The organism is Parvibaculum sp. (assembly GCF_049671045.1).
GTDB lineage: Bacteria > Pseudomonadota > Alphaproteobacteria > Parvibaculales > Parvibaculaceae > Parvibaculum.
In genome coordinates this window covers 24,294-39,252 of the sequence record NZ_JBATUH010000127.1, presented here as the reverse complement: position 1 = coordinate 39,252, position 14,959 = coordinate 24,294, and the positions used below count along the sequence as shown (strand labels likewise).

12 protein-coding genes are annotated in these 14,959 nt (G+C 64.9%); 3 read left to right on the top strand and 9 right to left on the bottom strand.

Going from position 1 to position 14,959, the window contains the following annotated elements; all coding sequences use genetic code 11:
- The first annotated feature begins 5 nt into the window (after positions 1 to 5).
- Positions 6 to 533: an NADH-quinone oxidoreductase subunit B family protein gene (locus tag WBG82_RS15105; RefSeq protein WP_424425620.1), complete on the top strand. Its 528-nt coding sequence runs from the start codon at positions 6 to 8 to the stop codon at positions 531 to 533.
- 6 nt (positions 534 to 539) lie between these two features.
- Here the strand turns inward: WBG82_RS15105 and WBG82_RS15100 are convergent, their stop codons facing one another.
- Genes WBG82_RS15100 through WBG82_RS15065 form a run of 8 tightly spaced genes read right to left on the bottom strand, consistent with a single transcriptional unit; the run spans position 540 to position 11,052 of the window.
- Positions 540 to 1,670 (bottom strand): acyl-CoA dehydrogenase family protein, encoded by a 1,131-nt coding sequence (locus WBG82_RS15100; RefSeq protein WP_424425618.1) that lies wholly within the window; start codon positions 1,668 to 1,670, stop codon positions 540 to 542.
- Positions 1,671 to 1,685: 15 nt separating this feature from the next.
- Positions 1,686 to 2,891 carry an acyl-CoA dehydrogenase family protein gene (locus WBG82_RS15095; RefSeq protein ID WP_424425616.1) on the bottom strand — a complete coding sequence of 402 codons (1,206 nt, stop codon included), beginning with the start codon at positions 2,889 to 2,891 and terminating at the stop codon, positions 1,686 to 1,688.
- Positions 2,892 to 2,907: 16 nt separating this feature from the next.
- Positions 2,908 to 4,098: an acyl-CoA dehydrogenase family protein gene (locus WBG82_RS15090; RefSeq protein ID WP_424425614.1), complete on the bottom strand. Its 1,191-nt coding sequence runs from the start codon at positions 4,096 to 4,098 to the stop codon at positions 2,908 to 2,910.
- A 17-nt stretch (positions 4,099 to 4,115) separates the two neighbouring features.
- Positions 4,116 to 4,727 carry a glutathione S-transferase family protein gene (locus tag WBG82_RS15085; RefSeq protein WP_424425613.1) on the bottom strand — a complete coding sequence of 204 codons (612 nt, stop codon included), beginning with the start codon at positions 4,725 to 4,727 and terminating at the stop codon, positions 4,116 to 4,118.
- Positions 4,724 to 6,736, bottom strand: a complete 2,013-nt coding sequence (locus WBG82_RS15080; protein WP_424425611.1) for an acetyl-CoA carboxylase biotin carboxylase subunit — start codon at positions 6,734 to 6,736, stop codon at positions 4,724 to 4,726. The genes WBG82_RS15085 and WBG82_RS15080 overlap by 4 nt, the downstream gene beginning before the upstream one ends.
- Positions 6,737 to 6,749: 13 nt before the next feature.
- Entirely contained in the window at positions 6,750 to 7,562 is an 813-nt protein-coding gene (locus tag WBG82_RS15075) for an enoyl-CoA hydratase/isomerase family protein (RefSeq protein WP_424425609.1), read from the bottom strand.
- 17 nt (positions 7,563 to 7,579) lie between these two features.
- A complete protein-coding gene (locus tag WBG82_RS15070; protein WP_424425607.1) occupies positions 7,580 to 9,202 on the bottom strand; it encodes an acyl-CoA carboxylase subunit beta in 1,623 nt (540 codons plus the stop codon).
- Positions 9,203 to 9,243: 41 nt separating this feature from the next.
- A complete protein-coding gene (locus tag WBG82_RS15065) occupies positions 9,244 to 11,052 on the bottom strand; it encodes an acyclic terpene utilization AtuA family protein (RefSeq protein WP_424425605.1) in 1,809 nt (602 codons plus the stop codon).
- Positions 11,053 to 11,225: 173 nt separating this feature from the next.
- Here WBG82_RS15065 and WBG82_RS15060 point away from each other — a divergent pair, with 173 nt between their 5' ends.
- Positions 11,226 to 11,864 (top strand): TetR/AcrR family transcriptional regulator, encoded by a 639-nt coding sequence (locus WBG82_RS15060; protein ID WP_424425603.1) that lies wholly within the window; start codon positions 11,226 to 11,228, stop codon positions 11,862 to 11,864.
- Entirely contained in the window at positions 11,861 to 12,952 is a 1,092-nt protein-coding gene (locus WBG82_RS15055; protein ID WP_424425601.1) for a phospholipase, read from the top strand. Before WBG82_RS15060 ends, WBG82_RS15055 begins: the two co-directional genes overlap by 4 nt.
- Here WBG82_RS15055 and WBG82_RS15050 read toward each other — a convergent pair.
- Positions 12,949 to 14,958 (bottom strand): acetyl/propionyl/methylcrotonyl-CoA carboxylase subunit alpha, encoded by a 2,010-nt coding sequence (locus WBG82_RS15050; RefSeq protein ID WP_424425599.1) that lies wholly within the window; start codon positions 14,956 to 14,958, stop codon positions 12,949 to 12,951. The genes WBG82_RS15055 and WBG82_RS15050 overlap by 4 nt on opposite strands.
- Between the last annotated feature and the right edge of the window lies 1 nt (position 14,959).

The window sequence follows — 14,959 nt, the reverse complement described above, 5'->3', positions numbered from 1 at the left end:
ACGCCATGCGCAAAATTCTCTTTCGTAATCTGACACGCGGACCGCTGACGGAGCAGGCACCTTCGGTGGACGACAAGGCCATGGCCGAACTCGCGGCCGCGCTCGAACGCGCATCGCGCCGGCGGCTCGGGCGCAGCCTCTCGATCCGCGCGCTCGATGCCGGCTCCTGCAATGGCTGCGAACTCGAGATGCATGCGCTCTCGAACGCCTTTTACGATCTCGAGCGCTTCGGCCTGCACTTCGTTGCATCGCCCCGACACGCCGATGTGCTGATGGTGACGGGCCCCGTCACGAAAAACATGCGCGAGGCGCTGGAACGGGTATGGACCGCGACGCCGGACCCGAAATGGGTCATCGCTATCGGCGATTGCGCTGTGGATGGGGGGCTTTTCGCGCCGAGCCCGAAGATCGTGGGCGGCGTCTCGGCGGTCATTCCCGTCGATCTTCACATTCGCGGCTGCCCGCCCTCGCCGCTTGAACTTCTGAAGGGGCTCGTCGCTCTGCTCGAGACGACAAGCCCCGCCAGGAAGTAGCGCCGATCAGAAAAGCAGATCGGCAAGCAGGCGGCGATGATGAGCCGCATCGCCATGCTGATATTCGCACCAGAGCCCGCGGCGGCGATAAAGCTGCGCGTCGCAGTCATAGGTGAAGCCGAAGCCGCCATGGAACTGGATGGCGCGGTCGGAGGCAAAGGCAAGCGCATCGCTCGCCTGCGCCTTGGCCATGCGGACGGCTATCTCGCCCTCCTCGCCCTTGCCGAAAACCGCTGCTGCGTAATAGAGGTGCGAGCGCGCCGCCTCCATCGCCAGCAGCGCATCCACCGTCGGGTGCTTCAGTGCCTGATAGGAGCCGATATATTTCTCGAACTGCTTTCGCGTCTTCAGATATTCGACCGTTACGTCGATGACGCCACTCGCGCCGCCGCACATCTCCGCGGAGAGAAGCAGGCAGGCGGCAAGATCAAGATGCGAGAGGCAATCGGCCGTCTTCGCCGGATCGAGAAGATTGCTCGCCGGGATCGACACCCCATCGAGCTTCACCCGGTAGGAACGGCGCGTTTCGTCGATGACCGTCTCGCGCTCCATCTTCGCGGAGGCAAGCGCCGCGCGATCGAGGAGAACGAGCGCGGGCGCGCCGTCGAGCGCCACCGAGACGATCGCAAGATCGGCGGAAGCGGCGTCCGTCACGAATGTCTTGGTGCCCGAAAGCGTCAGCTTGTCGCCGCTGCGCACCGCCCTGCTCGCAAGGTTTGCGAGGTTCCAGTCGCCGCTCGGCTCCGTCAGCGCGAGCGCGCCGATGGCGCCTTCGCAGATGGCCGGCAGCCACTCGGATTTCTGCGCGTCCGTTCCCGCCTTGATGAGCGCCTGCGCGACGAGCGTGGTCGATGTGAGAGGCGTGCCCACCAGGTAGCGGCCCATCGGCTCCACGATGGTCACGACCTCGGCGAGACCAAGGCCGCTGCCGCCGAACTCCTCGGGCACCGCGACGCCGAGCCAGCCGAGCGAGGCCATCTCGAGCCACACGGACCGATCGAAATCCTCCGCCGCAGCAATGCGCGCCCGCGTGCGGTCGAGCGGGAACTTGTCGGCGCAGAAGCTCGTCGCAACTTCGAGGAGCTGCGCCTGCTCTTCGCTGAACTCGATGGTCGGTCTTTTGTTTGTGTCCTGCATGGTCCTACGTCTCACTTAGCTCTTCGGCAGGCCGAGAACACGCTCGCCAATGATGTTGTGCTGAATTTCGCTGGTGCCGCCGCCAATGGTGGCGGAGAAGGCATTGAAATAGGAACGCTGCCAGAGGCCGCGCTCATAGGCGAGATCGTCGCCCACATAATAGGCGGCGTTTGCGCCCTGTAGCGAAAGCGCGAACTGATTGAGGCGGCGCTGATACTCGCTGCCGACGAGCTTCGACGACATGGCGATCGATGCCGGGCGATCGGCGGTGAGCGCCTTGATGCGTGCGCGCGAGGAATTGAGCGACTGGCCGCGCTCCTCCATGATGAACTGGACGAGCTTGTCGCGGATCAGCGGATCCTCGATGGCGGGCCGCCCGTTGCGCTGCGCGACACGCGCCAGCGCCACGACTTCGGCCACTTCCTTGCTCATCATCGAATGGCCGCCGGCCTGCCCGCCGACCGCGCCGCGCTCGAAGGCGAGCGTCGCCATGGCGACCTGCCAGCCGCCGCCTTCCTTGCCGATGAGGCAGGTGTCGGAGATCCGCGCATCGGTGAAGAAGGTCTGATTGAAGCCATACTCGCCCGTTAGCTTGCGGATCGGCACGACTTCGATGCCCGGTATGCGCATGGGGATGAGGAAGAAGCTCAGCCCTTCATACTTGTTGTTCGCATTCGGATTGGTGCGGGCGAGCAGGATCATGTACTTCGCGTGCACGCCGAGGCTCGTCCAGATCTTGCTGCCGTTGAGCACGAACTCGTTGCCGTCGCGCTCCGCCTTGAGCTGCGCATTGCCGAGATCGGAACCATGGTCGGGCTCGGAGAAACCCTGGCACCAGATGTCCTCGGCGCTCAGAATGCCCGGAATGTAAGCCTTCTTCTGTTCGTCCGAGCCCATGTTGAGGATGAGCGGACCGGCCCAGTTGAGGCCGATCGTGTTCATCATGAAGGGCACCTTCTGGCGCACCATCTCGCGCGTCACGATGTCCTGAAGCTGCTGGGGCTTGCCGCCGCCGCCATACTCCTTCGGCCATGCCATGCCGAGATAGCCAGCCTCATAGACCTTTCGCTGCCAGTCGCGAAGGAAATAGAACTGCTCGTCGGTTCCCACTTCCATGAAAGATTGCGGCAGCAGAAATCCCGGATCGGCGGGCTTGTTCTCCTCGAACCAGGCCCGCACCTCCTTGCGGAATTCGTCGAGCTCCTGTTTGCTCAGGCTCATTCGTCGTCCCTTTCCATCAAATTCCAAGCTGACGGGCGGCGAGATCGCGCATGATCTCCTCCGACCCGCCGCCAATCGCGTTCACGCGCACCTCGCGATAGATGCGCTCGACGCGGCAGCCGCGCATATAGCCGGCGCCGCCCATGATCTGCATCGCCTCGCGGGCGCAAAACTCCATCGTCAGTGTTGCCTGTACCTTGAGCAATGAAAGGTCCGCGACCGGCGTCTCGCCCGCCTTCACGCGCACCACGCACTGCTCCAGATATGCCTGCGTCGCCGCGATCTTGCGAGCCATCTCGGCGAATTTGTGCCGGATGACCTGATGATCCGCAAGCCGCTTGCCGAAGGTCTCGCGGTCTCGCGCCCAGGCCAGCGCATCCTCGAAACAGACGCGCGCATGAGCGACGGCGCTCGCCGCGAGGCCGATACGCTCATTGTTGAAGTTGAGCATAATGCCGAGGAAGCCCTGATTTTCCTCGCCGATGAGATTTTCCTTCGGCACGCGCACGTCGTCGAAATAGAGCGCGGCCGTGTCCGACGACCACCAGCCCTGCTTCTTCAGCGGGGTGCGGGTGAAGCCCGGCATGTCGCGCTCGAGCAGCAGGAGCGATACGCCCTTCGCGCCTGGGCCGCCCGTGCGGACGGCGACGGTGTAGAAATCCGCCCGCATGCCGCCGGTGATGAACATCTTCGAGCCGTTGACGACATAGTGATCGCCGTCGCGCACGGCGCGCGTCTTGAGGTTCGCGACGTCGGATCCGCCCGAAGGTTCGGTGATCGCCAGCGCATGGATCTTCTCGCCCGCGAGAACCTGCGGTGCGACACGGGCCTTTATCGCCTCGGACCCGATGGCGAGCACCGGCGGCAGGCCGATGCCATGCACCATCAGGCTCGCATTGACGCCGCCAGCGCCAAGCCGCGCCAGCTCTTCCGCCGTGACGATCGAATACATCGGATCGTCGACAGGCGTGCCGCCATATTCCTCAGGGTAACCGAGACCGATCAGCCCGATCTCGGCCGCCTTCCTGTAAAGCTCGCGCGGGAACTCGCCCGCCTCCTCCCAGGCATCGACATAGGGCATCATCTCCGTCTCGACGAACTTGCGGAGCGTTGCCCGCCAGGCGCGATGATCGTCGGTATAGAGCGGTCCCATATAACGGTGGTCGAAATCGACCGGGCTTTCGCCGCCGGAAAACTTGAGTGACATACTGCCGCTCCGCTGCTTCAAAGCGCAATGGCGCGCTGGAAGGCCGGGCGCTCGCTCAGCCGCTTGTAATAGGCGTCCGTATTCGGCTTGAAGCCGCCCCTGAGCCCAAGCGTATCTGCGAGATAGAGCGCGTAGCCGACGCAGATGTCGGCGATGGTGAAGCGGCCCGCGCAGAGATATTCACGCTCGCCCGCCGCCTGCTCGACGCTCTTCAGGCGCGAGAAGAACCACTGGGTGTAATCGTCCGCCGCCTGCTTCAGCCGCCGCTCCTCGGGCTCGAGCTGCGTATAGCGAAGCACGATGGTCTGCGGGAAGGTGAGCGTCGCGTCGCTTCTGTGCAGCCAGTTGAGATAGAGGCCGTAATCCTTGTCCTTCGGCGTGAGGCCGATGGAAGTCGGCCCGTAGCAATCGACGAGATACTGACAGATGCCCGCCGACTCCGTCATGGTGAGGTCGCCATCCGTCATGGTCGGCACGGTGCCCAGCGGATTGATATCGAGATAGCCTTCGTGGAAGAAGCGCGGCGGAAACTTCATCGATTCGAGTTCGTAGGAAATCCCCATTTCCTCGAGAGTCCAGAGCGGACGCACCGAGCGCGCGCCCTTGCAGTGATAAAGCTTGATCGTCATGCCTTTGAGGCTCCGCTTGCCGTTTGTTCCATCTCGATCATGAGCGTGTTCGCAGGCACCTGATCGCCAAGAGCGACATTCACCGCCGTCACCTTGCCGCTCCGCGTCGCGTTGATCTCGTGCTCCATCTTCATGGCTTCGAGCACCACGAGCGACTGGCCTTCGGCAACCTCGTCGCCCACCGCGACATTGAGCCGAAGAATCTTGCCATGCATGGGCGCAAGGATGTGCCCGCCCGACGCCGTTTCATCCGCGCCTTTGGCGCGCTTCAGAAGATTGTCGAAAACGAAGCTGCGCCCGTCGACCGCGAGATGAAGCTTCGCCTCGCCGCTTGCGAGATGGCGCAACGTCTTTTGCACATTGCCGACGAGCATGCGCGCAACGCCCGCTTCGTCGTTCAGCACCTCTACATTGTGGACGCTCTCTCCCTCCTCGACCCTGTAGCGCCCGCCACCGAGCGCACTGACGCGGAACTCGACCGGCGCTTCCTCGCCCAGCGAATAGGAAAAGCGGCTCGCAAGCGTGCCGGCGCTTGCCCAATCCTTGAGCTTCGGCGTCAGCGCCACGGCACGGGCGGCGGCATCATCACGCGCCGCGCGATATTGCAGCACCGAGGCGAGCGCTGCCTGCGCGCGGGTGGGACGCGTGGCCTCCAAGCCTGCATCTCCGAAATTCTCGGCAAGGAAGGCGGTCGTCGCCTCGCCCGCCGCGAAACGCTCCTGCGCGAGAATGGCGACGAGGAAATCCTTGTTCGTCACCGGGCCGAAGACGGTCGTTTCCTCCAGCGCGCGGATGAGCCTCCGCCGTGCCTCATCGCGATCGCTTCCCCAGGCAATGATCTTGGCGATCATCGGATCGTAGAAGGGCGAAATCTCCTGTCCTTCGCGCAGGCCATGGTCGATGCGGACGCCATCGCCGCTCGCAGGGCGCCACACATCGACACGGCCACTCGCGGGAAGGAAATTGTTGGACGGATCTTCCGCGTAAAGGCGCACCTCGATGGCGTGCCCCTCGAGCGTCACATCGTCCTGCGTCAGCGGCAGCACCTCGCCGCGTGCCACGCGAAGCTGAAGCGCGACGAGATCGAGGCCGGTGACAAGTTCCGTCACCGGATGCTCGACCTGAAGGCGCGTGTTCATTTCGAGGAAGTAGAATTCGCCGTCGCGGTCGAGCAGGAATTCGACCGTGCCCGCGCCCTCATATTTGATGCTGCGCGCGGCTTCCACCGCCGCGCGGCCCATCATGTCGCGCAGGCCCGGCGTCATCACCGGACAGGGCGCTTCCTCCACGACCTTCTGGTGACGGCGCTGCACGGAACAATCGCGCTCGCCGAGATGAATGACATGGCCGTGGCTGTCGCCAAAAACCTGTATCTCGACATGGCGCGGCTGCTGCACAGCCTTTTCGAGAATGAGTTCATCCGAGCCGAACGCATTGAGCGCCTCGGAACGCGCGGAGGCGAGAGCAGCGACGAGCTGATCCTTCCGCTCGACAAGGCGCATGCCGCGGCCGCCGCCGCCTGCCGCCGCCTTCACCATGACGGGATAGCCGATCTCTTCCGCGGCCGCGACGAAAGCCGCATCCGACTGATCGCGCCCTTCATAGCCCGGCACACAAGGCACGCCCGCCGCGATCATGCGGCGCTTGGCTTCCGCCTTGTTGCCCATGAGATGAATCGCATCGGCCGAGGGGCCGATGAAGACGAGCCCCGCTTCCGCGCATGCCCGCGCGAATGCGGCATTCTCGGAGAGAAAGCCGTAACCGGGGTGGACGGCGTCGGCCCCTGTCGCCGCAGCTGCCTTCAGCAGCCGCTCGGGATCGAGATAGGACGAGGCGACCGGCGCCGGGCCGATCAGCACAGCTTCATCGGCAAGCGCGACATGAGGCGCGCTGCTATCGGCTTCCGAATAGACGGCGACGGTGCGATAGCCGAGCGCACGGGCCGTGCGGATGACGCGCACGGCGATCTCGCCGCGATTGGCCACCAGTATCTTCGTGAAATTCCTCATGCTGCGCCCCCCGTCACGCGCCCGATACCGACCAGCGCGCCTTGCGCTTCTCGATGAAGGCGGCAACGCCTTCGCGCCCCTCCTCGCTCAGCATGCATTCGGCAAAGCCCCGCGCGGCGAAATCGAGCGCTTCCGCGCGCGGTCGCCGCATGGCCTCGAAGAGGATCGCCTTGGTGACCGCGTTCGCGCCGGGCGCGCAATTGGCGATCTGGGAGAGCACATCGGTGCAGATGCGGTCGAGATCGTCCGCGCCATCGGCGAGGAAATGACCGATGCCGAGACGCACCGCCTCCTCGCCCTTGAAGCGCGCGCCCGTGAGCATGAGCCGGCGCGCCGTCGTCAGCCCGACGCGCTCGACGACGAAGGGCGCAATCTGCGCAGGGGGAATGCCAAGGCTCGTCTCGCTGAGCTGGAAGCGCGTCTCTCGCTCGACGATGGTGACGTCGCCGACGCAGGCAAGCCCGAGCCCGCCGCCGACGGCCCCGCCCTCCACCAGCATGACGACGACCTGGGGCTGCTCGTTGATCTTGATCATGAGATCGCCAAAGGCGCGATTGCCGCGCGCGATCTCATCGGCGTTGCCTGGGCCCTGCATGCCCGACTTGAAGCCCTTGATGTCACCGCCCGCGCAGAAGACGCCGCCCTTGCCGCGTATGACGAGGGTGCGGATTGAGCGGTCGTCGCGCACCGCGTCGAGCACGGCGGCAAGCTCGCCCGTAACCTCCGCCGTCAGCGCGTTGCGCGCCTCCGGCCTGTTGAACCAGATGCGCAGCACGCTTTCTTCGCGTTCGAGGATCAATGCGGTCGTCGCCGGAAGCGTCGTCATATTCCCTTCTCCCGAAATCACATGCGCGCGATGCCAAAGCTGTTCGGCGTCACCTTGCGGTGCCGCGCCTCCCAGCACGTCTCGAGCAGGAAGCCCAGAACCCTGCGCGTATCGCGCGGGTCGATGAGCCCATCATCGAGCAGATGGCCCGATGTGTAGAACGCATCCGACTGGCCGTCGAAATGCTGGGTCAGCATGTCTTCCTGCGCCTTGATCTGCGCCTCGTCGAGCGTCAGACCGCGCCGGGCGGCACCGGCCATCATCACCTGTGACATGGTGCGCGCGGCCTGCGCGCCGCCCATCACGCCGGTTTTCGTGTTCGGCCAGGAGAAAACGAAATCCGGATCGTAGCCGCGTCCGCACATGCCGTAATTGCCTGCGCCGAAGCTCGCGCCGATCATGAAGGTGAGGCGCGGAACGCTGACATTGGTGACCGCCTGGATCATCTTCGAGCCATGCTTGATCATGCCCGCGCGCTCATACTGCGTGCCGACGAGATAGCCCGTCGTGTTCTGGAAGAAGACGAGCGGTATCTGCGCCTGATCGCAAAGCTGCATGAACTGCGCGGCCTTGGTCGCGCCGTCGGGATCGATCGGGCCGTTATTGCCGATGAGGCCGAATGCCTGACCGTAAACCTCCGCCTGCAGACAGACGGTCGACACGCCATAGGCGGGCTTGAAATCCAGAAGCTCGGAGCCATCGACGACACGCGCCACGACCTCGCGCACGTCATAGGGCTTGCGGTAATCGAGTGGCACGACGCCCGCGATCTCGTCAGGATCGTAGAAGGGCTCGGCGAAGCCACGCGCGGGCAGCGCCGGGCAGCGATCGTTCCATTGCAGGCGCGCCACCACTTCGCGCGCGATCAGAAGGCCATGGCCGTCATCCTCGGCGAGATATTCGGCAAGGCCGGACACCGTCGCGTGCATTTCCGCGCCGCCAAGTTCCTCCTCCGTCGCGACCTCGCCCGTCGCTGCCTTGAGAAGCGCCGGACCGGCAAGGAACGCCTTGCCGCGCCCCTTGATCGCAACGACGTAATCGCTGAGCCCCGGCATATAGGCGCCGCCCGCCGTCGACGCGCCATGGAGCACCGTGATGACAGGAAGACCCGCGGCGCTCAGCCGCGCGAGATTGGCAAAGAGGCCGCCACCGGCGATGAAGCCTTCGACGGTATATTTCATCAGGTCAGCGCCGGCGCTCTCCACCAGATGGATGAAGGGAAGTTTCTTCGCCAGAGCGATTTCCTGGCAACGCCGAAGCCGGTAACTGCCCGCCTGCGTCATGGCGCCCGCATTGATGCCGCTGTCATCGACAAGGATCGCCGCGCGCACGCCCGCGACGAAGCCGATACCGGCAATCACGCTGCCGCCAGGAACCGACTTCGCCGGATCGTTCGTGTCGAGCAGATAGCCCGACATATTGCCGATTTCGAGAAACGGCATGCCGGGATCAAGGAGCCGCGACAGCCTTTCGCGCGGCGTCAGCTGACCGCGCTCGTCGAAACGGGCCTTGCGCTTTTCCGACTCGCGGAAGGAACGCCCGTTCAGCTCCTCGAGCTTCGCCGTCAGTTCGAGCATTTCCGCCCGATTGGTTCTGAACGCCTCAGACACCGTGCTGATTTTCGAGACGAAGCGTGGCATTCGAGCACCCTCTCAGAATTGATGGCCGCCTGTTACGATCCTCACGCCGCCGGAAGCCCGTCGCGGCGGGCAAGCTCCGCCGGCACTTCGATCGGCACTTCGAGCAGCAATTGCGAATAGCCCTTGCCCTGCGGATCGTTGCGAAGGCTGGCGATGCCGCCGCCGCCGAGCACATTGTGCAGCAGGAAATTGAGTGCATGCGGGCCCGGCAGAACGAAGCGCTCGACTTCGCCTTTGAGGAAATGGGCGAAGCGCTCCACGACGATTTCAGTCGTCAGCGAGCGGCAGATATAGGGGAAATATTCGGCGCGCCGCGCGATCACGCCAACATTCGCCTTGTCGCCCTTGTCGCCGCTGCGCGCCCAGGCGAGCGAGACGAGCGGCACACGGACGAGATTTGCCGTCTCCGCAGCTTGCGGCGTCTCGGGCCGGGCGAGCGAAGCGGGATCGAAAGGCCGGCCCGCCGCATCGGCCATCGCGATTTTCCGGCCATCCACTTCGACGGCGATCGCAACGCGCGACTTCGGGATCGCGAAGGAGAAGAGCCGCGCCACCGGCATCGGCTTCGGCCGCCCGCCTGCAAAGCCGGACAGTCCCGGCGGCGTCGCAAGGCCGAGGCCCGTCGCCTCCTTCAGCAGAATGCCGATGCCCGCCGCCTCCGGGTGCTTCGCCGCGATCTTCACCACGACCTCGCGCGAAACCTCGATGCGCCGCGCGCTGCCATATTGCGACTCGGCGCCGATGACCTCGGTGCTGACCTCCGTATAGTCCGGCAGGTTGAGGCCCCGCAGCGTGCGCCGCGCGCGCTTGTAGACGACTTCGGCGAACCGCTCCGCCTTGCGGCTCGCATCCATGCCGTAGAAGCTCATGGTGAGGCCGCCGCGAAAGCCATCCACATAGGTCGCGCAGACCTTATAGGTATCGGGCGCGGGATGCCCCTTGGCGTTCCACACCAGCACGCGGTCCGCGCCCTGCTGCTCCACTTTCACCTGCGAGAAATCGCAGACGACATCCGGCAGCATATAGGCCTGGGGATCGCCGATCTCGTAAAGCATCTGCTCCGAGACGGTGCCGACATTGACGACGCCGCCGGAGCCTTCCGGCTTCGTGCAGACGAAAGTGCCGTCCGGCGAAACCTCGGCGATCGGATAGCCGATGTCCTCCAGCCGGTCGATGACGCTTTCCCAATCGGTGAAGTTGCCGCCCGTCGCCTGCGGCCCGCATTCGAGAATGTGGCCTGCAAGGCTGCCGCCCGCGAGCTTGTCGAGATCACTTGGCGTCCATCCGAATTCGTGGATGCAGGCGCCGAGCGTCACCGCGCTGTCGACGGAGCGCCCGGTGATGACGATGTCCGCGCCCTCGCCAAGCGCCTTCGCGATCGGGAATGCGCCGAGATAGGCATTGACCGAGAGAATCTTCTTCGGATCGGGAAAGACATCGGCCGAAAACATTTCAGCGAAGCCCTGCGCCGCAAGCTCGTCCTTGCTCGCGATGAGATCGTCGCCGGTGATGGCGGCAACCTTGAGATCGAGACCGCGATCGGCGATGAGCGCGCGCACGGCCGCCGCGCAGGCCTCCGGGTTCACGCCCCCGGCGTTGGAAATGATCTTCACCTTCTGGCGTGCGATCTCGGCAAGATTGGGCTTCAGCGCCTGAGAGACGAAATCCGTCGCGAAGCCCGCATCCGGCTTCTCGGCGCGGGCGCGCGCCATGATCGACATGGTGATTTCGGCAAGGTAGTCGTAAACGATGTAGTCGAGCCCGCCAGCCGCCAGAAGCTGCGGCGTCGCCATGGCCGCATCGCCCCAGAAGCCGCTCGCACCGCCGATGCGGATGACCTTCTTCGACATTCTCCGCCTCCCTCATCGATGCCGGATCGCCACGCCTTATTGCGACATTTACAAACCGGGCATACTGTTTTTATTATGGCAGCGCGCCGCGAACAAGTGGATTCAATGTCGCGCATCACAGTAGAGCCCAAGCTTCCCTTGCGGCACCCAACAAAAGAGCCACGATGCGGAAGATGAAGTCAGCAGAAGCACCGCCGCTGGGCCGCCAGGAGGCGAAAAGCCTCAGGACGCGCAACGCGCTCTGCGATGCGACCGTCACCTGCCTCGTCGAGTTCGGCTATGGCGAGACGACGCTGGCGCGGGTGGTCGAGAAGGCCGGCCTTTCCAACGGGGCGCTGCTTCACCACTTTCCGTCGAAAGAGCATCTGATGACGGCGACGGCGCAGCACCTCTTCGCCAAGACGCTCAATCGCCCCAAGCGCCGCCTGCCCGAGAATGCGGGCGACAAGGATGTGATCGCAGCCGATCTGCGCACGAACTGGTCCTACTACATCAACACGCCGCAATATCGCGCGCTTCTCGAAATCCTGATCGCTTCGCGTACGGACAAGAACCTTCGCGCGCAGATCGCGGGCACGCTGCACGAATATCACCGCCAGGCCGTCGCCTACATGATGTCCGCCTATGAATCCGCGATCGGCGAGCCGGAAGACGCGGAGCTTCTGCCCGTGATGAGCAACATCTTCTTCCGTGGCCTGCTCATTCAGGACCAGTATTCCGCCGATCCGCACAAGCAGCAGCGCATGGTGGAACGGTGGATCGAGATTGTCGCCCCTCTGCTTCGGCCGCGCGGCGGCACGGCCGGACAATGAGCGGCGAGGAAAACGACGCCGTCTTCGAGGCGGTCGTAGCGCTGGTGCCCGCGCTCCTCAACGCGCTCGAGGCGATACAGTTCGCCGGGCGGCATCTGCATCCGCCGCACCTCGCCGATCTCATTGCCACTGTCGGCACGCGCGACGCACCGCTGCGCGAGGCGCTTGACGGGCTTCGCCGTATCGACTGGCCGGAGCGGTTCGCCTTCGTCCGCGACCGGCTCGAAGCGGCATCCATCTCGGCCATGAGCGCATTCGATGGCTTGCGCGCCGCTGGTGGCGAAGCAGGCGGCGTGCTTCAGGCCTATCGCGCCCTTCGGCACTACGTCCGCGCCGTGGAGGCGATCTATCCGCTGGCGCCGATGCTGCCTGCCATCAGCCGCTTCTTCCTCGAGGAGCCGGCGCGCGGCGACGAGGCGCTACTGCGTCGGCTTGGCGAACCGCGCAGCGGAGAGGAACGGACAGGCATTCTCGAAGCGCGCAACGAAAAGACGATGCGTGGCGGCTTCTCGCTCTATGTCCCTGAATATTATGACGCCGGCACCGCCCATCCGCTCATCATGGCGCTGCATGGCGGCAGCGGGCATGGACGCGATTTTCTCTGGACATGGATGCGCGAGGCGCGAACGCGCGGCGCCATTCTCGTGAGCCCCACCTCGATGGGCGATACCTGGTCGCTCATGGAGCCGGAACTCGACATCGCCAATCTGGAGCGCATGCTTGCCTTCGTGCGCGAGGGATGGAACGTCGATCCATCACGCATGCTGCTCACCGGCATGAGCGACGGCGGCACCTTCACCTATTTGAGCGGCCTCTCCGGCGAAAGTCCCTTCACCCATCTCGCGCCCATCTCCGCGAGCTTCCACCCGATGTTGCTGAGCTTCATGGACGCGGAACGCATTGCCGGACTGCCGATCCGTATCGTGCATGGCGCGCTCGACTGGATGTTTCCGGCCGCCATGGCTCGCTCCGCCGAGGAAGCCCTTAAGGGCGCGGGCTCACGGGTCGTCTATCACGAAATCGCCGATCTCTCGCACACCTATCCGCGCGAGGAGAATGCGGCGATCATGGACTGGTTTCTCGGCTAGTCGCCGCCTTCAAAGGTGACGAGCGCCGCGCCTGCCTCCACCTGATCCCCGGCGGCGACGTTCACCGCCTCGACAACGCCATCGGCCGGGGCGGCGAGCGTCTGCTCCATCTTCATCGCTTCCATGACGACGAGCGCGGCACCTTTCTTCACCGCCGCACCTGCCCCCGTCAGTACCGCGACGATCTTGCCCGGCATGGGCGATTTGAGCGCGCCCACCTCACCCTCATGAACGAGATCGACATCGAGGGGATCGGGGACGATGAAGTCGCGGACAACGCCTTCACGGATGAGCGCGAAGCCGCGCGCCGCAGGCACGAAGGCCGCCTTCATGCGCACGCTATCGACCGTCGCCACGATGCCGCCATCGGGCCCGAGCGTGCCGGAAGCGACATGCTCGCCGCCCTCATGTACGAAGCGGACAGCCCCGCCCTGCATCCGCACGGGGATCGCGAGCGCTTCGCCGTCGAGCGTGAATGTCAGCACCTGGCGCCTTCCGCCGCCGAGCACCCAGCCATCGCTCGCCGCCCAGGGCGAATAGGGATCGCGCGTTGCCCGCTGCGCCGCTTCAGTCTTGCGGGCGCGATCGGCAAGATGGCCAACAAGCGCTGCGCCCAGCGTCAGCGCATCGAGCTTCGGCGCCGGCAGCAGCGCGGCCAGATGCCGGTCGATGAAGCCGGTGTCGATATCGGCCTTGAGAAATGCGTCGTGCCCCGCCACGGCGGCGAGGAAGGCGAGATTGGTTTTCGGTCCCGCCACCTCGGCCGATCGGAGAAAGCGGCGCAGCCGCGAGAGCGCCGCCTCGCGCGTTTCCCCATGCGCGATGATCTTGCCGATCATCGGATCGTAGAACAGGGAAACGTCGTCGCCCTCCTCCACCCCCATATCGGCGCGGATCGCGGCATCCCCCGGCAGGCGCATGCGCGTGAGCCTGCCCGTCGACGGGAAGAAATTATTTGCGGGATCTTCCGCATAAAGCCGGACCTCGACGGCATGGCCGTTGAGCGGAATGTCGCCCTGCGCGAGCGGCAGCGCCTCGCCCGCGGCCACGCGAAGCTGCCATTCGACGAGGTCGGTGCCGGTGATCGCCTCGGTCACCGGATGCTCGACCTGAAGGCGCGTGTTCATCTCCATGAACCAGAAGGCATCGGCGCTGAGGCCCTTCGAGGCATCGGCGATGAACTCGACCGTGCCCGCGCCCCGATAGCCGATCGCCTTCGCCGCCGCGACCGCCGCCTCGCCCATGGCGCGGCGCATCGCTTCCGGCATTCCGGGGGCCGGCGCCTCCTCGATCACCTTCTGGTGGCGCCGCTGGAGCGAGCAGTCGCGCTCGTGGAGATAGACCGCATTGCCATGCGCATCGGCAAAGACCTGGATCTCGATGTGACGCGGCCGCGCGACATATTTCTCGACCAGTACGCGCTCGTCGCCGAACGCGGACCCCGCCTCGCGCTGGGCGGCCTTGAGTTCCGCCTCAAACACCTTGGGATCATCGACGCGGCGCATGCCCTTGCCGCCGCCGCCCGCCACCGCCTTGATGAGCACGGGATAGCCGATCTTCTGCGCCTCGCCCTCGAGGAAACGCGCATCCTGCATTTCGCCGTGATAGCCGGGAACGACAGGAACCCCCGCCTTCTCCATCAGCGCCTTCGCCGCGTCCTTGAGGCCCATCGCCCTGATGGCGGAGGCTGGCGGGCCGACAAAGACGAGCCCTGCCTTCTCGCACGCCTCGGCAAACGCCACATTCTCGGAAAGGAAGCCATAGCCCGGATGAATGGCCTCCGCGCCCGAGCGCTTCGCCGCCTCGATGATCCGTTCAATGACGAGATAGGACTCCTTCGCGGCGGCGGCACCGATATGGACGGCGTCGTCCGCCTCGCGCACATGATATGCGCCGGCATCGGCATCCGAATAGACGGCGATGGTACGAAGCCCGAGCCGCCTTGCCGTGCGCATGATGCGCACCGCGATCTCGCCGCGATTGGCGATGAGGAGAGATTTGAACATG